This window comes from Enterococcus canintestini (genome assembly GCF_001885735.1).
Lineage (GTDB): Bacteria > Bacillota > Bacilli > Lactobacillales > Enterococcaceae > Enterococcus_C > Enterococcus_C canintestini.
Map to the genome: position 1 here is coordinate 18,096 of NZ_JXKG01000004.1, position 21,939 is coordinate 40,034.

The 21,939-nt window shown below is 39.3% G+C and carries 29 protein-coding genes; 27 read left to right on the top strand and 2 right to left on the bottom strand.

Annotated elements, in window-relative coordinates:
- The first annotated feature begins 13 nt into the window (after nucleotides 1–13).
- The 23 genes from rpsQ to truA all read left to right on the top strand — a co-directional run bounded on the left by rpsQ (nucleotide 14) and on the right by truA (nucleotide 12,833).
- The gene (rpsQ, locus tag RU96_RS03815) at nucleotides 14–277 is read left to right on the top strand and encodes a 30S ribosomal protein S17 (RefSeq protein WP_016173527.1); all 264 of its coding nucleotides are present in this window, start codon (nucleotides 14–16) and stop codon (nucleotides 275–277) included.
- Between the two features lie 51 nt (nucleotides 278–328).
- Nucleotides 329–697: a 50S ribosomal protein L14 gene (rplN, locus tag RU96_RS03820; protein WP_071864220.1), complete on the top strand. Its 369-nt coding sequence runs from the start codon at nucleotides 329–331 to the stop codon at nucleotides 695–697.
- Between the two features lie 34 nt (nucleotides 698–731).
- A complete protein-coding gene (gene rplX / locus RU96_RS03825) occupies nucleotides 732–1,043 on the top strand; it encodes a 50S ribosomal protein L24 (RefSeq protein ID WP_016173529.1) in 312 nt (103 codons plus the stop codon).
- Between the two features lie 23 nt (nucleotides 1,044–1,066).
- The gene (gene rplE, locus RU96_RS03830; protein WP_016173530.1) at nucleotides 1,067–1,606 is read left to right on the top strand and encodes a 50S ribosomal protein L5; all 540 of its coding nucleotides are present in this window, start codon (nucleotides 1,067–1,069) and stop codon (nucleotides 1,604–1,606) included.
- 18 nt (nucleotides 1,607–1,624) lie between these two features.
- Nucleotides 1,625–1,810 (top strand): type Z 30S ribosomal protein S14, encoded by a 186-nt coding sequence (locus RU96_RS03835; RefSeq protein WP_016173531.1) that lies wholly within the window; start codon nucleotides 1,625–1,627, stop codon nucleotides 1,808–1,810.
- Nucleotides 1,811–1,842: 32 nt separating this feature from the next.
- On the top strand, nucleotides 1,843–2,241 hold the full coding sequence (gene rpsH, locus RU96_RS03840; protein ID WP_071864221.1) for a 30S ribosomal protein S8: 399 nt from the start codon (nucleotides 1,843–1,845) through the stop codon (nucleotides 2,239–2,241).
- 29 nt (nucleotides 2,242–2,270) lie between these two features.
- Entirely contained in the window at nucleotides 2,271–2,807 is a 537-nt protein-coding gene (gene rplF, locus RU96_RS03845; RefSeq protein ID WP_071864222.1) for a 50S ribosomal protein L6, read from the top strand.
- 111 nt (nucleotides 2,808–2,918) lie between these two features.
- Nucleotides 2,919–3,275 (top strand): 50S ribosomal protein L18, encoded by a 357-nt coding sequence (rplR, locus tag RU96_RS03850; RefSeq protein ID WP_071864223.1) that lies wholly within the window; start codon nucleotides 2,919–2,921, stop codon nucleotides 3,273–3,275.
- 20 nt (nucleotides 3,276–3,295) lie between these two features.
- Nucleotides 3,296–3,796 (top strand): 30S ribosomal protein S5, encoded by a 501-nt coding sequence (gene rpsE, locus RU96_RS03855; RefSeq protein WP_016173535.1) that lies wholly within the window; start codon nucleotides 3,296–3,298, stop codon nucleotides 3,794–3,796.
- A 14-nt stretch (nucleotides 3,797–3,810) separates the two neighbouring features.
- Entirely contained in the window at nucleotides 3,811–3,990 is a 180-nt protein-coding gene (rpmD, locus tag RU96_RS03860; protein WP_071864224.1) for a 50S ribosomal protein L30, read from the top strand.
- A gap of 38 nt (nucleotides 3,991–4,028) precedes the next feature.
- Nucleotides 4,029–4,469, top strand: coding sequence for a 50S ribosomal protein L15 (gene rplO, locus RU96_RS03865; protein ID WP_071864225.1), 441 nt, complete (start codon nucleotides 4,029–4,031; stop codon nucleotides 4,467–4,469).
- The gene (gene secY, locus RU96_RS03870; RefSeq protein WP_071864226.1) at nucleotides 4,469–5,764 is read left to right on the top strand and encodes a preprotein translocase subunit SecY; all 1,296 of its coding nucleotides are present in this window, start codon (nucleotides 4,469–4,471) and stop codon (nucleotides 5,762–5,764) included. Before rplO ends, secY begins: the two co-directional genes overlap by 1 nt.
- A 65-nt stretch (nucleotides 5,765–5,829) precedes the next feature.
- Complete coding sequence (locus RU96_RS03875; protein ID WP_071864227.1) at nucleotides 5,830–6,474, top strand: adenylate kinase; 645 nt, start codon at nucleotides 5,830–5,832, stop codon at nucleotides 6,472–6,474.
- Between the two features lie 182 nt (nucleotides 6,475–6,656).
- Nucleotides 6,657–6,875, top strand: coding sequence for a translation initiation factor IF-1 (infA, locus tag RU96_RS03880; RefSeq protein ID WP_010754744.1), 219 nt, complete (start codon nucleotides 6,657–6,659; stop codon nucleotides 6,873–6,875).
- Between the two features lie 32 nt (nucleotides 6,876–6,907).
- Nucleotides 6,908–7,024, top strand: coding sequence for a 50S ribosomal protein L36 (gene rpmJ / locus RU96_RS03885; RefSeq protein WP_002288710.1), 117 nt, complete (start codon nucleotides 6,908–6,910; stop codon nucleotides 7,022–7,024).
- An 18-nt stretch (nucleotides 7,025–7,042) separates the two neighbouring features.
- Nucleotides 7,043–7,408 carry a 30S ribosomal protein S13 gene (rpsM, locus tag RU96_RS03890; protein WP_016173540.1) on the top strand — a complete coding sequence of 122 codons (366 nt, stop codon included), beginning with the start codon at nucleotides 7,043–7,045 and terminating at the stop codon, nucleotides 7,406–7,408.
- Between the two features lie 27 nt (nucleotides 7,409–7,435).
- Complete coding sequence (rpsK, locus tag RU96_RS03895; RefSeq protein WP_016173541.1) at nucleotides 7,436–7,825, top strand: 30S ribosomal protein S11; 390 nt, start codon at nucleotides 7,436–7,438, stop codon at nucleotides 7,823–7,825.
- 82 nt (nucleotides 7,826–7,907) lie between these two features.
- Nucleotides 7,908–8,846 (top strand): DNA-directed RNA polymerase subunit alpha, encoded by a 939-nt coding sequence (locus RU96_RS03900; protein WP_071864228.1) that lies wholly within the window; start codon nucleotides 7,908–7,910, stop codon nucleotides 8,844–8,846.
- Nucleotides 8,847–8,878: 32 nt separating this feature from the next.
- Nucleotides 8,879–9,259, top strand: coding sequence for a 50S ribosomal protein L17 (rplQ, locus tag RU96_RS03905; RefSeq protein WP_071864229.1), 381 nt, complete (start codon nucleotides 8,879–8,881; stop codon nucleotides 9,257–9,259).
- 353 nt (nucleotides 9,260–9,612) lie between these two features.
- Complete coding sequence (locus RU96_RS03910; protein WP_071864230.1) at nucleotides 9,613–10,452, top strand: energy-coupling factor ABC transporter ATP-binding protein; 840 nt, start codon at nucleotides 9,613–9,615, stop codon at nucleotides 10,450–10,452.
- Nucleotides 10,428–11,285 (top strand): energy-coupling factor ABC transporter ATP-binding protein, encoded by an 858-nt coding sequence (locus tag RU96_RS03915; protein WP_071864231.1) that lies wholly within the window; start codon nucleotides 10,428–10,430, stop codon nucleotides 11,283–11,285. Before RU96_RS03910 ends, RU96_RS03915 begins: the two co-directional genes overlap by 25 nt.
- The gene (locus RU96_RS03920; RefSeq protein ID WP_071864232.1) at nucleotides 11,282–12,079 is read left to right on the top strand and encodes an energy-coupling factor transporter transmembrane component T family protein; all 798 of its coding nucleotides are present in this window, start codon (nucleotides 11,282–11,284) and stop codon (nucleotides 12,077–12,079) included. The genes RU96_RS03915 and RU96_RS03920 overlap by 4 nt, the downstream gene beginning before the upstream one ends.
- A 10-nt stretch (nucleotides 12,080–12,089) precedes the next feature.
- Nucleotides 12,090–12,833: a tRNA pseudouridine(38-40) synthase TruA gene (truA, locus tag RU96_RS03925; protein WP_071864233.1), complete on the top strand. Its 744-nt coding sequence runs from the start codon at nucleotides 12,090–12,092 to the stop codon at nucleotides 12,831–12,833.
- A gap of 49 nt (nucleotides 12,834–12,882) precedes the next feature.
- Here truA and RU96_RS03930 read toward each other — a convergent pair whose 3' ends face one another.
- Both RU96_RS03930 and rpmB read right to left on the bottom strand, forming a co-directional pair.
- Complete coding sequence (locus tag RU96_RS03930) at nucleotides 12,883–15,489, bottom strand: YfhO family protein (RefSeq protein ID WP_071864234.1); 2,607 nt, start codon at nucleotides 15,487–15,489, stop codon at nucleotides 12,883–12,885.
- Between the two features lie 495 nt (nucleotides 15,490–15,984).
- The gene (gene rpmB / locus RU96_RS03935) at nucleotides 15,985–16,173 is read right to left on the bottom strand and encodes a 50S ribosomal protein L28 (RefSeq protein WP_016173549.1); all 189 of its coding nucleotides are present in this window, start codon (nucleotides 16,171–16,173) and stop codon (nucleotides 15,985–15,987) included.
- A 324-nt stretch (nucleotides 16,174–16,497) separates the two neighbouring features.
- Between rpmB and RU96_RS03940 the strand changes: the two genes are divergently transcribed.
- The 4 genes from RU96_RS03940 to plsX all read left to right on the top strand — a co-directional run bounded on the left by RU96_RS03940 (nucleotide 16,498) and on the right by plsX (nucleotide 21,846).
- A complete protein-coding gene (locus tag RU96_RS03940) occupies nucleotides 16,498–16,860 on the top strand; it encodes an Asp23/Gls24 family envelope stress response protein (RefSeq protein WP_016173550.1) in 363 nt (120 codons plus the stop codon).
- A 45-nt stretch (nucleotides 16,861–16,905) separates the two neighbouring features.
- Nucleotides 16,906–18,594 carry a DAK2 domain-containing protein gene (locus RU96_RS03945; protein WP_071864235.1) on the top strand — a complete coding sequence of 563 codons (1,689 nt, stop codon included), beginning with the start codon at nucleotides 16,906–16,908 and terminating at the stop codon, nucleotides 18,592–18,594.
- Between the two features lie 121 nt (nucleotides 18,595–18,715).
- Complete coding sequence (gene recG, locus RU96_RS03950) at nucleotides 18,716–20,752, top strand: ATP-dependent DNA helicase RecG (protein WP_071864236.1); 2,037 nt, start codon at nucleotides 18,716–18,718, stop codon at nucleotides 20,750–20,752.
- An 83-nt stretch (nucleotides 20,753–20,835) separates the two neighbouring features.
- Entirely contained in the window at nucleotides 20,836–21,846 is a 1,011-nt protein-coding gene (gene plsX, locus RU96_RS03955; RefSeq protein ID WP_071864341.1) for a phosphate acyltransferase PlsX, read from the top strand.
- Nucleotides 21,847–21,939: the final 93 nt, after the last annotated feature.

Sequence of the window (21,939 nt, forward strand, 5' to 3'; positions counted from 1 at the left end):
GGCCATTAGCGGTATGACTGAAAGAAATCAACGTAAAGTTTACCAAGGTCGCGTGGTATCTGACAAAATGGATAAAACCATTACTGTTGTTGTCGAAACAAAGAAAAACCACCCTATCTACGGTAAACGCATGAACTATTCTAAGAAATACAAAGCGCACGATGAAAACAACGAAGCTAAAGTTGGCGATATCGTGAAAATTATGGAAACTCGTCCATTATCTGCTACTAAACGTTTCCGTCTAGTAGAAATCGTTGAAAAAGCTGTAATTATCTAATTACACTTTGAAACTTGTTAGTTAAATAAAGCGATAAAGGAGGATACAACCGTGATCCAATCAGAAAGCCGATTAAAAGTTGCTGATAACTCAGGTGCGCGTGAAATTTTGACGATCAAAGTCCTAGGTGGCTCAGGTCGCAAAACTGCTAACATCGGAGACGTGATCGTTGCTTCAGTTAAACAAGCAACGCCAGGTGGGGTTGTCAAAAAAGGCGACGTTGTCAAAGCGGTCATCGTCCGCACTAAATCAGGTGCGCGCCGTGCTGACGGTTCTTATATTAAATTTGATGAAAATGCTGCGGTAATTATCCGTGACGATAAAAGCCCTCGTGGAACTCGGATCTTTGGCCCTGTTGCCCGTGAATTGCGTGAAAACAACTTCATGAAGATCGTTTCCCTAGCACCAGAAGTATTATAAGAAAACCTATTTTAAAAGGAGGTGCGAAACAGTAATGTTTATTAAAAAAGGCGACAAAGTCAAAGTTATCACCGGTAAAGATAAAAACAAAGAAGGCGTTGTTTTAGAAGCTTTCCCGAAAAAAGATAAAGTTGTAGTCGAAGGTGTTAACATCGTGAAAAAACACCAAAAACCTTCTCAAGCTGCTCCGCAAGGCGGAATCGTTGAAATGGAAGCTCCGATTCATGTATCAAATGTCATGATCATCGACCCATCAAACGGTGAAGCTACTCGGGTTGGCTACAAAGAAGTTGACGGTAAAAAAGTCCGCGTTTCCAAGAAAACCGGTGAAGTTCTAGATAAATAATTAAAGGAAGGAGGGGCAACTAAATGAACCGCCTGAAAGAAAAATACTCAAAAGAAGTAGTTCCAGCTTTAATGGAAAAATTCAATTATAATTCAGTGATGCAAGCACCAAAAGTTGAAAAGATTGTAATCAACATGGGTGTGGGTGATGCTGTTTCAAATGCGAAAAATTTAGATAAAGCAGTAGAAGAATTAACTTTAATCGCTGGTCAAAAACCATTGATTACAAAAGCTAAAAAATCTATTGCCGGCTTCCGTTTACGTGAAGGTATGCCAATCGGCGCGAAAGTTACTTTACGCGGCGAACGCATGTATGAATTCTTAGACAAATTGGTAAGTGTTTCACTACCACGTGTCCGTGACTTCCATGGTGTAAGTAAAAAATCATTCGATGGTCGCGGTAACTACACTTTAGGTATCAAAGAACAATTAATCTTCCCTGAAGTTGATTATGATTTGGTCGACAAAGTACGCGGGATGGACATCGTTATTGTGACAACAGCCAACACTGATGAAGAATCACGTGAATTGCTGACACAATTAGGCATGCCATTCCAAAAATAATTAAAGGAGGCGAACTACGTGGCTAAAAAATCAATGATTGCTAAACAACAACGTCCTGCTAAACATTCAACACAAGCTTATACTCGTTGCGAACGTTGCGGACGTCCACATTCAGTTTATCGTAAATTTAAACTTTGCCGTATTTGCTTCCGCGAACTTGCCTATAAAGGTCAAATTCCCGGCGTGAAGAAAGCTAGCTGGTAAACAAATACTCGCATAAAGGAGGTAAAGAACCCATGGTCATGACAGATCCAATCGCAGATTTTCTAACACGCATTCGTAATGCTAACATGGTTAAGCACGAATCTTTAGAAGTGCCTGCATCAAAAATCAAGCGTGACATCGCTGAAATCTTGAAAAAAGAAGGTTTCGTGCGTGATGTTGAATATATCGAAGATGACAAACAAGGCGTGATCCGTGTCTTCCTGAAATACGGCAAAAACGGTGAACGTGTTATCACTAACTTGAAACGTATCTCTAAACCAGGTTTACGTGCTTACGTTAAAGCTGACGAAGTACCAAAAGTATTAAATGGTTTAGGTATCGCCATTATCTCGACTTCTGACGGTGTAATCACTGATAAAGAAGCGCGTCAAAAAAATGTCGGCGGCGAAGTTGTCGCATACGTATGGTAATATAATCTTTTACAAGGAGGTGTCTTTAAGTGAGTCGTATCGGTAATAAAATCGTTGAATTGCCTGCTGGCGTAGAAGTCAAGCAAGATGGCAACAACATTACAGTCAAAGGTCCTAAAGGTGAACTTACACGTACTTTTTCTTCTGATATTACTATGAATATCGAAGGAAACGTGGTAACTTTCACTCGTCCAAATGACACAAAAGAAATGAAAACAATCCACGGAACAACTCGTGCCAACTTTAACAACATGGTCGTTGGTGTTTCTGAAGGTTTCCAAAAAGCTCTTGAACTTATCGGGGTTGGTTACCGTGCCCAATTACAAGGCAAAAAATTAGTCTTAAACGTTGGCTACTCTCACCCAGTTGAGATCGAAGCGCCAGCGGGTATTGAAATTGAAGTTCCTGCAAACACTCAAGTGATTGTTAAAGGAATCAACAAAGAAGTAGTTGGCGAATTAGCTGCGAACATCCGTGGCGTACGTCCACCAGAACCTTACAAAGGCAAAGGTATCCGCTATGTTGGTGAATATGTCCGCCGTAAAGAAGGTAAAACTGGTAAATAATAAAGGATATAGCCGAAGCCCGTATGCAAATTACGGCTTCACATCTTCCTTTTTAGAAGAGGGCTATTTACTTTTCGCGGCTTAGGCCAGCAAATAGAAGAGGTGACAATTGTGATTACAAAACCAGACAAAAACAAGACACGTCAAAAGCGTCATCGCCGTGTCCGTAACAAAATCTCTGGTACTGCTGAGTGCCCACGTTTGAACGTGTTCCGTTCTAACAAAAACATCTACGCGCAAGTTATTGATGACGTAGCGGGTGTAACGCTAGCAAGTGCCTCTGCCTTGGATAAAGAAATTTCAGGTGGAACTAAAACAGAACAAGCGCAAGCCGTTGGTAAATTAGTTGCTGAACGTGCTGCTGCAAAAGGTATTAAAGAAGTAGTCTTTGACCGTGGTGGTTACCTTTACCATGGCCGTGTGCAAGCTTTAGCTGAAGCTGCTCGCGAAAATGGACTAGAATTTTAGGAAAAGGAGGAACACCATTCATGACTTACATCGATCCAAATCATTTGGAATTAGAAGACCGCGTTGTTGCGATCAACCGTGTAACAAAAGTTGTTAAAGGCGGACGCCGTTTGCGTTTTGCAGCTTTAGTTGTAGTTGGCGATAAAAACGGACACGTAGGTTTTGGTACAGGTAAAGCCCAAGAAGTACCAGAAGCTATCCGTAAAGCGATCGAAAGTGCTAAGAAAAACTTGATTGAAGTACCTATGGTGGGAACAACTATCCCTCATGAAGTTATCGGCGTCTTTGGCGGTGGCCGCATTTTAATGAAGCCAGCTGTTGAAGGTTCTGGGGTTGCTGCAGGTGGACCTGTCCGTGCCGTCTTAGAATTAGCAGGCGTTTCAGATATTACTTCTAAATCATTAGGTTCAAACACACCAATCAACGTTGTTCGCGCAACTGTTGAAGGTTTATCTCAATTAAAACGTGCTGAAGAAGTTGCTGCATTACGTGGCAAATCAGTTGAAGAAATTATCGGATAAGGAGGACAACAATAATGGCTGAATTAAAAATTACTTTAAAACGCAGTGTTATCGGACGTCCTCAAAACCAACGTGATACTGTTAAAGCGTTGGGTCTTGGTAAAGTGAATACAACTGTAGTAAAACCTGCTAATGATGCAATCAAAGGCATGGTTAATACTATTTCTCACTTAGTGGACGTTGAAGAAATTTAAGAAAACTTAGTTTAACTTGTTAAGGAGGTGCCAACCCTATGAAACTTCATGAATTACAACCTGCAGAAGGATCACGCCAAGTACGCAATCGCGTCGGTCGCGGTACTTCATCTGGTAACGGTAAAACAGCTGGTCGCGGACAAAAAGGTCAAAAAGCGCGTTCAGGTGGCGGTGTACGTTTAGGTTTTGAAGGTGGTCAAACACCATTATTCCGTCGTTTACCAAAACGTGGTTTTACTAACGTTAACCGTAAAGAATACGCAGTAATCAATTTAGATGTCTTAAATCGCTTTGAAGACGGTACTGAAGTAACACCTGTTACTCTAGTAGAAGCTGGAATCGTGAAAAACGAAAAAGCTGGAATCAAAGTTTTAGGAAACGGTGAATTGACTAAGAAATTAACTGTGAAAGCAGCTAAATTCTCAAAAACAGCCGAAGAAGCTATCACAGCTAACGGTGGGTCAATTGAGGTGATCTAATGTTTAAACTGTTGAAAGACTCTTTTAAAGTTAAAGATATTAGATCAAAGATCTTCTTTACCGTTTTTGCTTTATTCGTCTTTCGTCTAGGAGCTCATATCACCGTTCCTGGTGTTGATGCTAGTCGCCTACAAAGTATCGCTGAACTACCATTTTTAAACATGTTAAACATGGTAAGTGGTAGTGCGATGCAAAACTTTTCGGTCTTTTCAATGGGTGTGTCACCTTATATTACTGCTTCAATTGTTATTCAATTGTTGCAAATGGATATCGTGCCTAAGTTCGTTGAATGGTCCAAACAAGGGGAAGTAGGCCGACGTAAATTAAATCAAGCGACTCGTATTTTGACATTGGTATTAGCCTTTGTTCAATCTGTCGGGATTACTGCTGGATTTAATTCTTGGACTCAGCTTGGCTTTGTGGATAACCCAGATGTGATGACTTTTGTCGTGATTGGTTTAATCTTAACCGCAGGTACAATGTTTGTAACGTGGTTAGGGGAACAAATCACGGAAAAAGGCGTCGGCAATGGGGTTTCTATGATCATCTTTGCTGGTATTATCTCGCGTTTACCTGATGCGATTAAACAATTAGTGGAAGATTATTTCATTAATATCGAATCAAGTGAAATTTGGAAATCGGCACTGTTTATGGTGGCATTGGTAATAGCTGTTTTAGTTATTATCACGTTGGTCACTTTTGTCCAACAAGCCGAACGTAAAATTCCGATCCAATATACAAAACGCGTAGCTGGCGCACCAACAAGCAGTTATTTACCGCTTAAAGTGAACGCTGCCGGCGTTATTCCAGTTATTTTCGCCAGTTCTTTCATTGCTACCCCGAACGCTATTTTACAAGCTTTAAGTGGCTCGTATCGTGGTGAAGGTTGGTATGATGTAATGATGCAAATCTTTAACTATAACACGGTGCCTGGTGCAACGATTTATACGTTATTGATTGTAGCATTCACGTTCTTTTACGCTTTCGTGCAAGTTAACCCTGAGAAATTAGCGGAAAACTTACAAAAGCAAGGAAGTTATATTCCATCGGTCCGACCTGGTAAAGGTACTGAAGATTATGTCTCTCGCTTATTGATGCGTTTAAGCGCAGTTGGGGCTGTGTTCTTAGGTTTAGTTGCGTTATTACCAATTATTGCGCAAATGGTCTGGAACTTGCCACAATCAATTGGTTTGGGTGGGACAAGTCTATTGATCGTAATCGGTGTTGCCTTAGAAACTGCTAAACAGTTAGAAGGGTTAATGCTGAAACGGAAATATACTGGTTTTATCAATTAGAGTGAAGGTGAAGTGTTGAGGTTTTTCCTCAACACCCCCACCATAAACTTACAGGAGGAGTTAGTATGAACCTTGTATTAATGGGATTACCTGGTGCAGGAAAAGGTACGCAAGCTGAACGAATCGTTGACGCATATCAAATTCCGCACATTTCAACAGGTGACATGTTTCGGGCGGCTATGGCCAATGAAACAGCTCTCGGCCTGGAAGCAAAAGCTTATATGGATAAAGGCGAATTAGTGCCTGACGAAGTTACCAATGGTATCGTAAAAGAGCGTCTAGCTGAACCAGATACTGACAAGGGTTTCTTGTTAGATGGTTTTCCTAGAACGTTAGATCAAGCAAAAGCATTGGATCAAATGCTAAAAGAACTTGGCAAAAAATTAGATGCTGTCGTTGAAATCCATGTTCCGTCAGAAATCTTAGTTGAACGTCTTGCGGGTCGCTATATGTGTCGCAATTGCGGTGCAACTTATCACAAAATCTTCAACCCAACTAAAGTTGAAGGCACTTGTGATCGTTGTGGGGGCCACGAGTTTTATCAACGAGAAGATGACAAGCCTGAAACAGTCAAGAATCGTCTAGCTGTCAACATTAAAAGCAGTGAACCGATCTTAAGTTACTACAAAGATCAAGGTTTATTGCAGTCGATTGATGGAGATCGTGATATCGATGCAGTCTTTGCCGACGTGCAAAAGATCATCGGGTAACACGCGCAAACAGCTACCGACTTGCAAAGAAACTTTCTCTTGCTAAGTGTGATATATTATGATAGAATATGTCAGTCCGCCTTTAGCGTTAATTAAAGGCAAGTTTTGAGAATCTCAGGTGGGAACGCCAGTTTCCGCCATTTTATCGTGTAAAGCGAAACAAGTACAAGGAGGTACTGTGCGTGGCAAAAGAAGATGTTATCGAAATCGAAGGTACAGTCGTCGAAACTTTGCCGAATGCAATGTTTAAAGTGGAATTGGAAAACGGACACCAAGTGCTCGCTACGGTATCAGGTAAGATCCGTATGCACTACATCCGTATCCTGCCCGGTGATAAAGTGACGGTAGAATTATCGCCTTATGATTTATCACGCGGTCGGATCACATACCGTTTTAAATAATTGTACTCCGTAAACTTCAAGGAGGTATTATCATGAAAGTAAGACCATCAGTAAAACCAATGTGTGAACATTGTAAAGTAATTCGTCGTAAAGGACGCGTTATGGTGATTTGCCCAGCAAATCCAAAACATAAACAACGTCAAGGATAATCGGAGGTGTAACAAAATATGGCACGTATTGCAGGAGTAGATATTCCTCGTGATAAACGCGTAGTAGTTTCTTTAACTTACATCTATGGTATCGGAAACACTACTGCGAAAAAAGTGTTAGCTGAAGCTGGCGTATCTGAAGATGTTCGTGTTCGTGATTTAACGAATGAACAAACAGATGCTATTCGTGCAGCAGTTGATACATTAAAAGTTGAAGGTGATCTTCGTCGTGAAGTCAACTTAAACATCAAACGTTTGATGGAAATCGGTTCATACCGTGGTATCCGTCATCGTCGTGGTTTGCCAGTTCGTGGTCAAAACACTAAAAACAATGCCCGCACTCGTAAAGGACCTTCTAAAACAGTTGCAGGTAAGAAAAAATAATAATCTAGTGAAGGAGGTTAAAACTTCATGGTAGCAAAAAAAGTGAATCGTAAACGCCGTGTCAAAAAGAATATTGAAACCGGTATTGCACATATCCATTCAACATTCAACAATACAATCGTAATGATCACAGATACTCATGGTAACGCGTTAGCATGGTCATCTGCTGGTGCTTTAGGTTTTAAAGGTAGCAAAAAATCAACACCTTTTGCCGCTCAAATGGCAGCTGAAACTGCTTCAAAAGCAGCAATGGAACATGGATTAAGAACAGTTGATGTAACTGTTAAAGGCCCTGGTTCTGGACGTGAAGCAGCAATTCGTTCATTACAAGCAGCAGGTCTAGAAGTGACTGCAATCCGTGACGTGACTCCAGTTCCTCATAATGGATGCCGCCCTCCAAAACGCCGTCGTGTTTAATGAGTGCTGCTCAATTTGAGTTTCTACATTTTTACGTCATTGAACAAGACACTTTTCGTTTTGAAAGGGGTAAAAGATAAGAATGATTGAATTCGAAAAACCAAGAGTTGCAAAAATTGATGAAGAAAAAGATTATGGCAAGTTCATCGTTGAGCCTCTAGAACGAGGTTATGGGACTACTTTAGGCAATTCCCTACGTCGTATTTTATTATCTTCATTGCCTGGGGCAGCGATCACAAGTATTCAAATCGATGGCGTCTTACACGAATTCTCCACCGTTAAAGGTGTGCGCGAAGATGTCGCACAAATCATTTTGAATATCAAAGGTCTTGCTCTTAAAATGTACACGCAAGAAGAAAAAACCCTTGAAATCGACATTACCGGTCCAGCGACTGTTACTGCTGGTGACATTATCGTTGACAGTGATGTAGAAATTTTAAACAAAGATATGTATATTTGTAGCGTTTCTGAAGGGGCAACTTTTCATGCCCGCTTGACTGTTCGACCTGGTCGTGGTTACGTGCAAGCTGATGAAAACAAACGGGAAGATATGCCAATTGGCGTTATTCCAGTTGATTCAATTTACACACCAGTGAATCGTGTTAACTACCAAGTAGAAAACACACGGGTTGGCCGTCGTGACGATTTTGATAAATTGACGATGGAAATTTGGACTGATGGTTCTATCATGCCGATGGAAGCAATGAGTTTAGCTGCGAAAATCATGACTGAACATTTGGATATTTTTGTGAATCTAACTGATGAAGCAAAAAATGCTGAAATCATGATTGAAAAAGAAGAAACACAAAAAGAAAAAATGTTAGAAATGACAATCGAAGAATTAGACTTATCTGTTCGTTCATATAACTGTCTGAAACGTGCTGGAATTAATACAGTACAAGAATTAACAAATAAATCTGAACCAGAAATGATCAAAGTACGTAATTTAGGCCGTAAATCACTTGAAGAAGTGAAAGCCAAATTACACGATCTTGGTTTAGGATTACGTAAAGACGACTAATAGTCGCAGAATCAAAAAGGAGGGAATTCCACGTGAGTTACCGCAAATTAGGACGCACATCTAGCCAACGTAAAGCGATGTTGCGTGATTTAACAACTGATTTATTGATCAACGAACGTATCGTAACGACTGAAGCTCGTGCTAAAGAAGTTCGTTCAACTGCTGAAAAAATGATCACTTTAGGTAAACGTGGCGATTTGCATGCCCGTCGTCAAGCTGCTGCCTTCGTACGTAACGAAGTAGCAAGTGTACGGGAAGAAAACGACGAAATCGTGATTGAATCAGCTTTACAAAAGCTATTTAGCGATATCGCACCTCGTTATGCAGAACGCCAAGGTGGCTACACTCGCATCTTGAAGACAGAACCAAGACGCGGCGATGCAGCACCAATGGTTATCCTAGAACTTGTTTAATATCACACTTTTCATCACTTTATCGATGTCCTTTAGAGTGTTATGATGTTGGAAGTAAATTCCGAGTCTAGCTCAGCGCCGCCCCTTAGTTTTACTAAGGGGCAGGCACTCATCATAAAGTGCTTTTTTTTTACCCAAAATTTACTGTCAAGACATTAAAACCGAATGCCTCCTAAATAATTTTTAAAAAATTTAGTAATGGAAAAGATTGTTTAGGAGACATTCAGTCATAACCATTTGTATTTGCCCTTATTTTCTGCTAAATTTAGTAAGAAAAGCGGTCTAAACCAGCTTTTTTTACTAGTAAGAGTTTATTTTTGTATAAAGACTACGAATGAAAGACAGGAGTCGTCATGGAAGATATTATTGAACTTGTTGATATAAAATTCAGCTACGATCCAGAAGCTGAACGTAATGCGTTAGATGGTGTTTCCTTTCAGATAAAAAAAGGCGAGTGGGTGGCAATCGTCGGTCACAACGGTTCTGGTAAATCAACGTTAGCCAAAACGATTAACGGCTTATTATTACCACAAGCTGGAACAGTCAAGGTTGGCGGGAATTTATTAAACGAAGAAAATGTCTGGGACATCCGTAAGATGGTGGGCATGGTCTTTCAAAATCCTGATAATCAGTTCGTTGGTTCGACTGTTGAAGATGACGTCGCTTTTGGACTAGAAAATCAAGGTATTCCCCGTGAGGAGATGTTAGTTCGCGTGGAAGACGCGTTAGAACAAGTCCGCATGAGCGCTTTTAAACAAAGAGAACCCGCGCGTTTATCCGGTGGTCAAAAACAACGGGTAGCTATCGCAGGGGTGGTGGCGTTACGGCCAGATATTATTATTTTGGATGAAGCGACGAGTATGTTAGATCCAGAAGGTCGTGAAGAAGTTATTGCCACAATCAAAAAAATTAAAGATCAAAATAATTTGACGGTATTATCGATTACCCACGATATTGATGAAGCAGCGAATGCCAATCGCATTTTAGTGATGCAAGAAGGAAAATTAGTAAAAGAAGGTACTCCGGCAGAAATTTTTTCAGCTGGTGAAAAGTTAATTGAATTAGGCTTGGATTTACCTTTTCCAGAAAAATTAAAAGCAGCGTTAAAAGAACGAGGCGTAGCAGTACCTGAAGAATACTTGACTGAAGAAGGGATGGTGGAGTGGTTATGGATATCCGTTTTGAACAAGTAGGATTTACCTATCAACCGGGCACGCCTTTTGAACAAAGAGCATTATATGATATTGACCTTGAAATTCCGGCTGGTTCATATACGGCCATTGTTGGACATACAGGTAGTGGCAAGTCCACATTACTCCAACATTTAAATGCACTACTAAAACCCACTAGTGGCATAGTAACCATTGGTGAACGCAAAATTGACGCAACGACAGACAATAAGAATTTAAAACCGATTCGCAAAAAAGTCGGCATTGTCTTTCAGTTTCCTGAAGCGCAGTTATTTGAAGAAACAGTAGCAAAAGATATCGCCTTTGGTCCCAAGAATTTTGGTGTCACAGAAGAAGCAGCCCAAGCTTTAGCAGAAGAATATCTTAACCTAGTCGGCTTAGATGCCTCTTATATGGAGCGTTCACCTTTTGACTTATCCGGTGGACAAATGCGACGGGTAGCTATCGCAGGCGTTTTAGCGATGGAACCTGAAGTTTTAGTTTTAGATGAACCGACAGCAGGCCTTGATCCAAAAGGCCGTAAAGATATGATGGATATGTTTTTACGTTTGCATCAGGAAAAAAACATTGCGATTGTCTTAGTTACGCATTTAATGGATGATGTGGCGAACTTTGCTGATTATGTTTACGTCTTAGAAAAAGGCGCATTAGTAAAATCAGGCCGTCCAGTAGACGTCTTTCAAGATGTCAAATGGGTGCAGGAAAAACAAATTGGTGTACCGATGGCAACCGAATTTGCTTTGCGACTGCAAGAAAAAGGTTTGCATTTTGATCGTTTACCGATTACTGCCGAAGAATTAGCGGATATGCTTTTAGCTGGAGGTGGCGGCAAATGATGAACAAACTAATTTTTGGACGTTATATTCCAGGGGATTCTCTCATTCACCGTTTGGATCCGCGGGCGAAATTAATTGCCAGTTTTTATTTTATCGCTGTAATCTTTTTTGCGAATAATTGGCAAAGCTATGCCTTTTTGGCACTGTTTACTTTAGGTTGCATCTTACTTTCCAAAGTAAAAATTTCCTTTTTTATTCGTGGTGTTAAACCGTTAATTTGGTTGATTTTATTTACTGTCTTGCTACAAGTATTGTTTACCACTGGTGGTAATGTGATGTGGCATTGGTGGGTCTTTACCGTGACAGATTATGGTTTAATGAATGGGGCTTTTATTTTCTGCCGCTTTATTTTAATCATCTTTATGTCGACTCTTTTGACACTTACTACAGCGCCTTTAGAGCTATCTGATGCGATTGAATATATTTTACGACCTTTAAACGTCGTGCATTTTCCGGTGCATGAAGTAAGTTTGATGTTATCTATTGCCTTGCGATTTGTGCCAACATTAATGGATGAAACAGAAAAGATTATGAACGCCCAACGTGCTCGTGGTGTTGATTTTGGTGAAGGTAGTTTAGTTCAAAAAATGAAAGCTATCATTCCGCTATTAATTCCATTATTTGTTTCGAGTTTTAATCGAGCTGAAGATTTAGCTACTGCGATGGAAGCCAGAGGATATACCGGCGGTGAAGGGCGGACGAAATATCGTAAATTAGATTGGCACTGGCGCGACACGATGGTAATTGTAGTCTTTGCAATCGTGACAGTCTTATTGATTTTAATTCGGAATTGAGGAAATAAAATTGCGCTATAAAGCTATTATTGCTTATGATGGAACGAACTTTCACGGCTTTCAACGGCAAGTGTCTGGTCGCACAGTTCAAGCAGAATTAGAAAAAACATTAACGAAGATGAACAATGGTAATTTTGTTGAAGTACAAGGGTCAGGGCGAACAGATGCTGGGGTACATGCATTAGGACAAGTCATTCATTTTGATTTTCCTAATGAGCGGCCTTTAGAAAAAATGCGCTTTGCCCTAGATACCCAAACTCCTCAAGATATTGCCTGTAAAAGTGTGGAAATTGTCGCCGATGATTTTCACGTTCGGTACTTGGTCAAAGAAAAAACTTATCAATTTAAAGTAGATATTGGCAAGCCCCGTAGTCCTTTTCGGCGTTTTTATGCCAGCTACTATCCTTATCCTTTAGATTTAGCCAGAATAGAAGCGGCATTGCCGGCCTTTTTAGGTACGCATGATTTTACTTCTTTTTGTGCTGCGGGCAGTTCTGTCGAAGATAAAGTCCGCACCATTCGCGTCGCTAAAATGACAGTTAATGATTTAGGGGATGAATTGACCTTTACGTTTACTGGCGATGGCTTCTTATACAAGATGATTCGGATTATGGTCGGAACACTTTTAAAAATCGGCAATGGCCGGATGGAACCAGATGCGATCTCGAAGATTATTAAAGCCAAAGATCGGAATTTAGCTGGACCGACAGCTCATCCAGAAGGCTTGTATTTGGTAGAAGTGAAATACGAATAAAAAAATCGTTGCACTAAATGTCTTAATCGATATTTAGCGCAACGATTTTTTAATTTTGGGTTTGATGAATTTGCTTTTGATAAAAGCGATCAAAGCAATAAAACAAAAGCAGACAAATGATAAACAAAGCTACACCAATAGTAAAACCTGGTGGTAAGTAGCTAAGCGTAATTTGGTGCTTGCCTTTTGAGACTTTTACACTAACAAAAGCATCTTGAAAAGCGGTGACGGGAACTTTTTTACCGTCAATTTTTACTTGCCAACCTCGATCAAAAGGAATTGTAGTCACAAGTAGTTGATCTTTTGGTGCAGTAAAAGTACCCGTGGCACTCCGGTTGCCTGTTTTTAAAGCAACTCCTTGTGTTTTTAAAGCATCCATAGCTTGTTTGTAAGCATCCGTATCCAGGGTTACAACTTGGGGATTTTGGAAGCCGATTGATTTGGTACCATAAAAACTAGCCGTAAAAGTAATCGTGGTTTCTTTATCGTAATACCCCAAATCGTAATACTGGCCGCTAATATTAATTTGCGTTTTGCGTTGTTGCCCGTTTAACAAAATCGTAACAGTGGAACTTTCTAATTCTGCGAAATCTTGTGGATAAAGACTTAAATAGGCTTGTTTATGAGCTGGTACAGTCACACTCCAGGTAATATCTTTAGCTAAATTAGCTTTTTCTTCGGTTAGGCGTAAGAAGTTACCCGTATCTGAGACTGTCGCATTTGCTGTTTTAACTAAAGCTAAAGGTAAAAAATCAAAATAGCGGAAATTTTCCCCGCTTAAACCATTCATTAAATTGGTTTGGCTAGTTAGATTATCATTAGGCGGCTGAATGATTGCTTGAGCGCTAGGGTCAGCTAAGAAAGCTAAAGGCAGCGCATATTCATTTTCATACAAGTGATAATCTTCTTTTTTGGCGATTTCTTTAAAGCCAAATTTGTTTAACGGTGTTTTAGTTAAATTGTATTTAATCCCAGTAAAGCCATCCATCAATAACGTATTATTAGCGTAACGAATATTTAAATTGGTGCCTCTTGAACGAAAACCTAACTGATCTAAATAACTAGAGGAATGGCGATTTCTAATGGAAGAAAACATACTAATGCCACTATAGCCATAATTAAAGCTGTCGTTACTGGAGACAGGATCTAAGTTTTCTAAGCGGTAAAAGCTCTGATTACTACTTTTAGTTTGGTCAACTAGATTTTTAATCGCAGGATAAGGCTGGGTATAAAGGCTTCGAGAAGCGTAATTCCAGTCATTTAAAATACCACGTACCATGCCGTTAGTATTGACTGCTGCTTCACAACAAATGACAGCAAGTAGTAAAATGCGCGCAGTCTTTTTGGTAAAACTGTCTTTTGCGGTAAAAGTAAAGACTAAAATATATAACAGTAAAAAACAAATCGTTAAAATAAAAGAACCGAATTTAACATACGTGTATTCATTGTCGCCTCTTAGTCCCATCGCTAAACAAAAAATCAGCATCATCGCAATAAAGAGTGCTACAAGTTTTGGCCACTGTTTAGGTTGGTATTGTTCCCAACCATAACCGGCTAACATGATAACTAAAAAAGAAAATAGATACGCATAGCGGAACAAAAACATATTAGGCGCATGCATGCCTTGCCAGAACAGATTTAAAGGAACGAAATAAAAACTCGCAATTAAAATAGCGAATAAAGCGGCAAACAACAGTTTTTCTTTACGGGCCACCCCTTTTGCAAAGAAATAGAACAAACAAAAGGTTAGTGGCAATAAGCCAATATAAATAAAGGGAATACTACCATACTTGGTTGTATCGTAAACGCCAATCATATTTTTCATGATAATATCTAAAAAATTGGTGGCTTCGGTTTTTAGCTGAGTGATTTGTGTTAGTTCTTCGCCGTTAGTGCGTAAATCCAAAACTGCCGGCAAAATAATAATCATTGAAGCGCCACCGGCCAAAAGGGAAGTTATGGCATAAGGGAGAATTCTTTTTTTGTTAGTTTTGAAATTTTCAATCAGACGCACGCCAAAGTATAAAACAGAGAAGATACCGATCATAAAGCCCATGTAAAAGCTTGAAATAAATAAAAGTAAGTAGCTAAAAAACAGTAACCGCGGTTTTTGGAATAATAAAAGCCGGTCGATGCCCCAAATAATTAAAGGTAAATAAACAAGGGCGTCAATCCACATAATAATCTCAGAATGAGCAACGATAAAAGACATTAGCGCATAACAGACAGAAAGTGCCACTTGCGCCCATTTATCAATCTTAAAAGTGTGTTTGGCGTAAAACCAGAAGGCTAGGCCAGCGCTGGCAACTTTTAGTAAAGTTAAAAAGTATAATGCATCAGGCATGAGCTGATTAGGAAAAAACAAGACCAGTGGAGTGAAAAGTCCCCCTAAATAATAAGAAATTAAAGAAAGATAATTCAGTCCCAAAGAGGTATTAAAGGAATATAAAAAACTTTGTTTGCCTAACATTGCATTACGGAAACTGGCATGAAAGTTAGAGAACTGGGAAAAAGCATCACTGGCCAGAATACTACGACTACTGCCAGGATAAATCCCAATTGTTAAATAAATAAAAGCCAGAATTAAAAAAGGTAGGCCAAAACTCGCCAACATAAAGAGGCGATTTTCTTTTAAAAATAGTTTTACTTGCTGCATTTTGTCACCAAATTTCTATAGAATAAGTTACAACTTGCTCTTATTTTATCATAAGTGTTCTATTCTGAAAGCTGACAACTAAAAAAGAAAAGTTACTTTTAAATAATAGGAAGTGTGACTGCAATCGGTTGAGGTGATTAGTGGATGTTATTTGAAAATATGTGAATTGGTATATTCCCCCTTTTACTAGTAAATCGTATTGACACTCTACAAAAAATGCAGTATTTTTAGGATATTAAAAAAACATAATTCGTCTCAGTATTATTTTACTAATATTGGCACATATTAAAAAAGACTGGCGCTTTGCCAGTCTTTTTTTGGTTTAAAGGAAAATGTACAAAACTATAAAAGAAAAATATGTAATTATTCAATAACAATATAAAAGAAAATAGTCAAATTGTATGAAAAATATACAATTTTGTGAAAAAAGATAAAATAAGAAAACAAAAAAACCGTCTACGTTATTGTAGACGGTGTATTGTAATCTAGTGTCAATTAAACGCGCTCAACTTTTCCTGATTTCAAAGCACGAGCTGATACCCAAACTTTTTTAGGTTTACCATCGATTAAAACGCGCACTTTTTGTAAGTTAGGTTTAACTGTACGTTTTGTAGCGTTCATCGCATGGGAGCGGTTATTTGCACTTGATGTTTTACGACCTGTAAAATAGCAAACTTTTGCCATGTGACTAGTTCCTCCTTTGCCTTGATATGGAGCGCATATTAGGGCTCATACTAACTGAATTTACCATAAATAAGACAAATATGCAAGCTAAATTTACCAGCAAATATTGACTTTTCCCCTTAAAACATGTAAATTAAACAACGTTGCAGGCTTAGTGAAAGTTTTTATTGCCGTTAGCTCTTTCTTTTATTTAAAGGGTAGCTATGATAAAATACTATAGAAGAAAATGGGGCACTTAGCGCCATCTTTTGTTATATTCCAATGAAGTAAAGAAATGCAAAAGAACACATTTTTGTAAAGCTTAAATTAAGGGGGCTTATTTTTATGGCTGTAAAAATTAATACTGCATCTGGCACAATCGAAATTACAAACGAAGTGATTGCCACAGTGGTCGGTGGTGCAGCTACTGACGTATTTGGCATTGTTGGCATGGCCAGCAAAAGTCAAATCAAAGACAATATCAATGAAATTTTACGTAAAGAAAATTATTCCCGTGGCGTTATCGTGCGGCAAGAAGAAAATGGCGTTGCGGTGGATGTTTACACCATCGTTAGTTATGGAACGAAAATTTCGGAAGTTTCTCGCAATGTACAAGAAAAAGTGAAGTACAATTTGGAAACAATGTTAGGCGTAACAGCTAATTCTGTTAATGTTTTCGTTCAAGGTGTACGTGTACTGCCAGATTAGGCAGCAGATCAGCTTTTGAGGGATCGATTCTAAGGAGGATTATCAGTGAAAGTAACGGAAATAAGCGCAAGTCAATTCCAGGAAATGGTCCAGGCTGGTGCTAGTCGTCTGCAAGTCAATGCAGAGTATGTCAACTCGTTGAACGTTTTTCCGGTGCCAGATGGCGATACCGGAACCAACATGAATATGTCCATGACCAGTGGTGCGAAAGCTGTTTCTGATTCAGCATCAGAAAATGTTGGGGAATTAGCCAACGTTTTAGCAAAAGGATTATTAATGGGCGCCCGGGGTAATTCTGGCGTAATCTTATCACAATTATTCCGCGGATTTTCTAAACAAATTCCGGATGTTAAAACGTTAAAGGCGACTGATTTAGCACAAGCTTTTACTCATGGCGTGGAAACAGCTTATAAAGCAGTTATGAAGCCTGTTGAAGGAACAATTTTAACAGTCGCTCGTATTGCAGCTGAATATGGTGAAAAAAAAGCAGCTGAAACAGATGACTGTATCGAAGTTTTAAAAGCAGTTGTAAAAGGTGGCAAACGTGCCTTAGCCAAAACGCCTGATTTATTACCTGTTTTAAAAGAAGTTGGTGTAGTAGATAGTGGCGGTCAAGGACTATTGTTTGTTTATGAAGGCTTTTTAGCTGTTTTGACCGGTGAATATCAAGCCGATGAAACATTTGAACCGACTCCAGCGGCGATGGATGAAATGGTCAATGCAGAACATCATCGTAGCGTGCAAGGTCAGTTAGCAACTGAAGATATTAAATTTGGTTACTGTACTGAAATTATGGTAAATATTGGCGAAGGCCCAACTGTTGATAGTGAATTTGATTATGAAACTTTCCGTAATTATTTAGACGGTTTAGGCGATTCATTATTAGTTGTAAACGATGATGAAATCATCAAAGTCCACGTTCACACCGAGCATCCAGGTGAAGTGATGAACTACGGTCAAAAATTTGGTGCGTTAGTTAAAGTAAAAGTGGACAATATGCGTCTGCAACATGAAACTATTTTAGAACATGATCACCAAGTAGAAGAATTTGCCACAGAACCTGCTAATTTACCGCGGGTCCCTTACGCTGTAATTGCGATTGCCGCAGGTGAAGGTGTAGCAGAATTGTTCCGTAGTTTAGGGGCTAATTATGTTATCTCTGGTGGCCAAACGATGAATCCAAGTACGCAAGATATTTTAGATGCGATTGAAAAAGTGAATGCCGATAAAGTGATTGTCTTACCAAATAATAAAAATATCTTTATGGCAGCTGATCAAGCCGCAGAAGTTGCGGAAATTCCAGTAGCGGTGATTCCATCGCGGACAATTCCACAAGGGATGACTGCGATGTTGAGCTTTAATGAACAAACTGACTTACAAACAAATAAACAAGCAATGACAGATGCTTTAGCAGATGTTGTTTCTGGTTCTGTAACCCACGCTATTCGTGATACTAATATTGACGGTATCGAAATTCATGAAGGTGACTTCTTGGGGATGGTCGACGGGAAGATTGTGATTTCAGATGCAGATCAAATGCAGACTGCTTTGACAACCTTAGAAAAAATGATTACAGCAGATACAGAAATCATTACGATTATTTTTGGTGATGAAGCGAATGAAAAGGATGCTGAGAAAATCTCAGAAGCGTTATTAGCTAAACATGAAGATTTAGAAGTTGAAATTCATGAAGGCAATCAACCTGTATATCCTTACTTGTTTGCTGCGGAATAAAAGTAAAGTTGTACTTAGCGGTGAAACCAGCTACTCCCATTGTGTGAGACTGGTTTCACTTTTTTTAATAGCAAATAATGTTTAAGTAAATGCGTAAATTTAAGTAAAGTGAGGTGAAATTATGACGACTGGATTAAAAACAGAAGTGGCTTATTTAAAAGGTGTGGGGCCAAAACGAGCACAAGATTTAGCGAGTCTGGGAATTTTGACTGTAGAAGATTTGTTATCGTATTATCCGTTTCGCTACGATGATATTAAAGAACGAGATTTAACGGAGCTTTCTGACCAAGAAAAGGTTACCTTAAAAGGCGTCGTTGTTGCTCCTGCGGTCGTAAATCGTTTCGGGTATAAAAAATCGATGCTAAAATTTCGGATGATGCAAGATCATGTGGTTTTTAATGTCTCTTTTTTTAATCAGCCTTACTTAAAAGATAAAGTAGTTTTAGGGGAAGAGTTGGCGGTTTACGGCAAATGGGATGCAAAACGAAAAGCCATGACGGGGATGAAAATTCTCGGTTCTGGTACCGACGATGATTTTGCTCCGATTTATCACGTCAATAAAAGTATTAAACAAAAAACTTTAATTGACTTAATTCGTCAAGCCTTTGAACTATATGGCAATCAAATTGAAGAAAATTTACCACTACCCTTAAGAGAAAAATATCGTTTACTAAATCGACAGCAGGCAATGTATGCTATGCATTTTCCAAAAGACAAAGAAGAAAGCCACCAAGCCAAGCGACGCGTAGTTTTTGAAGAATTCTTCTTATTTCAAATGAAATTACAAGCTTTAAAGCAAAAGGAAAAAGCTGCTATTAACGGTTTATCCATTCAATATGATGTCAAACGGTTAAAAGAATTTATTGAGCGCCTGCCTTTTGAATTGACCCAAGCGCAAAAAAAAGTGACCAATGAAATTTGTGCGGATTTAAAAAGTCCCCAACATATGCAGCGTTTATTACAAGGAGATGTTGGTAGCGGGAAAACAGTTGTGGCAGCGATTGCGTTATACGCTACGATGACTGCGGGTTTTCAAGGAGCGTTAATGGTCCCAACAGAAATTTTAGCCCAACAACATATGGAAAGTTTGAATCAGCTCTTTGATCCGTTAGAGGTTTCAACTGCACTTTTAACCGGTTCAACAAAAGCAAAAGAGCGGCGAGTTATCTTGGAACAATTAGCCAATGGTGAAATTGATGTCATAGTTGGTACCCATGCTTTAATTCAAGAAGATGTCACCTTTTCACATTTAGGTTTAGTTATTACCGATGAACAACATCGCTTTGGTGTTAACCAGCGCCGCATCTTACGAGAAAAAGGCTTGCGTCCAGATGTCTTGTTTATGACAGCAACTCCCATTCCACGAACGCTGGCTATTACAGCTTATGGTGAAATGGATGTTTCAATTATTGATGAATTACCTGCTGGTCGCATTCCAATTGAGACACGTTGGGTACGTCCTGGTCAGTTGGATAGTGTATTGGATTGGTCTTATCGCGAACTACAACAAGGGCATCAAATGTATGTTATTTGTCCTTTAATTGAAGAATCTGAAACACTGGATGTAAAAAATGCGACTGAAGTTTATGAACATTTACAAGCCTTTTATGGTGAGGCGTATCAAGTTGGTTTACTCCATGGCAAAATGAAAAATCAAGAAAAAGAAGCCATCATGACAGAGTTTAAAGAAAACCAGATGCAGATTCTTGTTTCTACTACCGTAATCGAAGTCGGTGTCAATGTTCCCAATGCGACTGTAATGTTGATTATTGATGCCGAACGCTTTGGTTTAGCGCAATTGCATCAATTAAGAGGGCGCGTCGGTCGGGGAGCTAAGGCTTCTTATTGTATTTTAGTCGCAGACCCTAAAAATGAAACAGGAGCTGCCCGCATGAAAATTATGACGGAAACCAACAACGGATTTGTCTTAAGTGAAGAAGATTTGAAACTACGGGGACCCGGGGAAGTCTTTGGTTTTAGGCAATCAGGAATTCCGCAATTTATCGCCGGTGATTTAGTCGCCGATGCAACAATTTTGGAAGTTGCCCGGAGTGAAGCCCAAAAGGTATGGCAAATGAAAAATTGGCAAGTCTTACCTGCTTATAAAGGATTACAAGAAGCAATAAAAAATCAGACTGACGCGCAATTTTTCGATTGATTATGCTATACTTTGTAGCATACGTAAAGCTGTATCGTTTTTAGTGCAGCCCACTAGTTAAGCTTAGGAGGCCTAATGAAATGATGAAAATCGCAGTAGATGCGATGGGTGGCGATAACGCCCCCAAAGCAATCGTTGAAGGCGTAATGTTAGCGAAAAAAGATTTTCCTGACATTGAATTTCAATTATACGGAAAAGAAGTAGAAATAAAAAAATACGTAACCGATGAAACAAACGTTAAAATTATTCACACCGATGAAAAGATCAATAGTGACGATGAACCGGTAAAAGCGATTCGCCGTAAAAAGCAAGCATCAATGGTACTAGCAGCTCAAGCGGTAAAAAATGGTGAAGCCGATGCCGTTTTTTCAGCGGGCAATACGGGGGCGTTACTCGCCGCTGGATTATTTATTGTCGGCCGAATTAAAGGGATTGAACGTCCTGGTTTGATGTCGACGTTACCGGTCTTAGGTAAATCAGAAGGGTTTGACATGTTAGACCTTGGTGCCAATGCCGATAATAAACCAGAACACCTTTTACAATATGGTATTTTGGGTTCTTTTTATGCCCAACATGTCCGCGGTGTTAAAAAACCACGGGTAGGATTGTTAAATAATGGGACAGAAGAAACAAAAGGCAGTGAACTAACTAAAAAAGCCTTTGAGCTTTTATCTAAAGAAGACAGTATCAACTTTATTGGTAATGTCGAAGCTAGAGAATTGTTAAATGGCGCAGCTGATGTCGTAGTGACAGATGGCTTTACCGGGAATGCAGTTTTAAAAACAATTGAAGGTACTGCTTTAAATATGATGGCACTTTTAAAAGAGTCCATTTTAGCAGAAGGCTTTAAAGGCAAAATGGGAGCCTTACTTTTAAAAGATGGTTTGCGCAATTTGAAAAATGAAATGGATTATGCCAAATACGGCGGCGCTGTTTTATTTGGATTAAAAGCACCCGTCATAAAGACTCATGGTGCGACAGGTCCTGAAGCAGTTAGTTATACAATTCGTCAAATTCATACGATGTTAAAAAGTGAAATGGTCCCACAGCTTGTGAGCCAATTTGAAGTGCGAGCTGAAAAAACAGCGGAATAAAAACCAGTGAAAATAACAATTCGCCCAAAAAAAGCTAGACAAAGCATCAAGAAACACTTAAAATGTTTGATAGCTATCTTTTGATATTGTCAT

What these genes read in the sequence shown, in the direction of transcription:
- rpsQ (WP_016173527.1), top strand. Translation starts at nt 14, where the DNA reads ATGACTGAAAGAAATCAACGTAAAGTTTACCAAGGTCGCGTGGTATCT.
- rplX (WP_016173529.1), top strand. Translation starts at nt 732, where the DNA reads ATGTTTATTAAAAAAGGCGACAAAGTCAAAGTTATCACCGGTAAAGAT.
- rplE (WP_016173530.1), top strand. Translation starts at nt 1,067, where the DNA reads ATGAACCGCCTGAAAGAAAAATACTCAAAAGAAGTAGTTCCAGCTTTA.
- rpsH (WP_071864221.1), top strand. Translation starts at nt 1,843, where the DNA reads ATGGTCATGACAGATCCAATCGCAGATTTTCTAACACGCATTCGTAAT.
- rpsE (WP_016173535.1), top strand. Translation starts at nt 3,296, where the DNA reads ATGACTTACATCGATCCAAATCATTTGGAATTAGAAGACCGCGTTGTT.
- rpmD (WP_071864224.1), top strand. Translation starts at nt 3,811, where the DNA reads ATGGCTGAATTAAAAATTACTTTAAAACGCAGTGTTATCGGACGTCCT.
- rplO (WP_071864225.1), top strand. Translation starts at nt 4,029, where the DNA reads ATGAAACTTCATGAATTACAACCTGCAGAAGGATCACGCCAAGTACGC.
- secY (WP_071864226.1), top strand. Translation starts at nt 4,469, where the DNA reads ATGTTTAAACTGTTGAAAGACTCTTTTAAAGTTAAAGATATTAGATCA.
- RU96_RS03875 (WP_071864227.1), top strand. Translation starts at nt 5,830, where the DNA reads ATGAACCTTGTATTAATGGGATTACCTGGTGCAGGAAAAGGTACGCAA.
- rpmJ (WP_002288710.1), top strand. Translation starts at nt 6,908, where the DNA reads ATGAAAGTAAGACCATCAGTAAAACCAATGTGTGAACATTGTAAAGTA.
- rpsM (WP_016173540.1), top strand. Translation starts at nt 7,043, where the DNA reads ATGGCACGTATTGCAGGAGTAGATATTCCTCGTGATAAACGCGTAGTA.
- rpsK (WP_016173541.1), top strand. Translation starts at nt 7,436, where the DNA reads ATGGTAGCAAAAAAAGTGAATCGTAAACGCCGTGTCAAAAAGAATATT.
- RU96_RS03900 (WP_071864228.1), top strand. Translation starts at nt 7,908, where the DNA reads ATGATTGAATTCGAAAAACCAAGAGTTGCAAAAATTGATGAAGAAAAA.
- RU96_RS03910 (WP_071864230.1), top strand. Translation starts at nt 9,613, where the DNA reads ATGGAAGATATTATTGAACTTGTTGATATAAAATTCAGCTACGATCCA.
- RU96_RS03915 (WP_071864231.1), top strand. Translation starts at nt 10,428, where the DNA reads ATGGATATCCGTTTTGAACAAGTAGGATTTACCTATCAACCGGGCACG.
- RU96_RS03920 (WP_071864232.1), top strand. Translation starts at nt 11,282, where the DNA reads ATGATGAACAAACTAATTTTTGGACGTTATATTCCAGGGGATTCTCTC.
- RU96_RS03930 (WP_071864234.1), bottom strand. Translation starts at nt 15,489, where the DNA reads ATGCAGCAAGTAAAACTATTTTTAAAAGAAAATCGCCTCTTTATGTTG.
- rpmB (WP_016173549.1), bottom strand. Translation starts at nt 16,173, where the DNA reads ATGGCAAAAGTTTGCTATTTTACAGGTCGTAAAACATCAAGTGCAAAT.
- RU96_RS03940 (WP_016173550.1), top strand. Translation starts at nt 16,498, where the DNA reads ATGGCTGTAAAAATTAATACTGCATCTGGCACAATCGAAATTACAAAC.
- recG (WP_071864236.1), top strand. Translation starts at nt 18,716, where the DNA reads ATGACGACTGGATTAAAAACAGAAGTGGCTTATTTAAAAGGTGTGGGG.
- plsX (WP_071864341.1), top strand. Translation starts at nt 20,836, where the DNA reads ATGAAAATCGCAGTAGATGCGATGGGTGGCGATAACGCCCCCAAAGCA.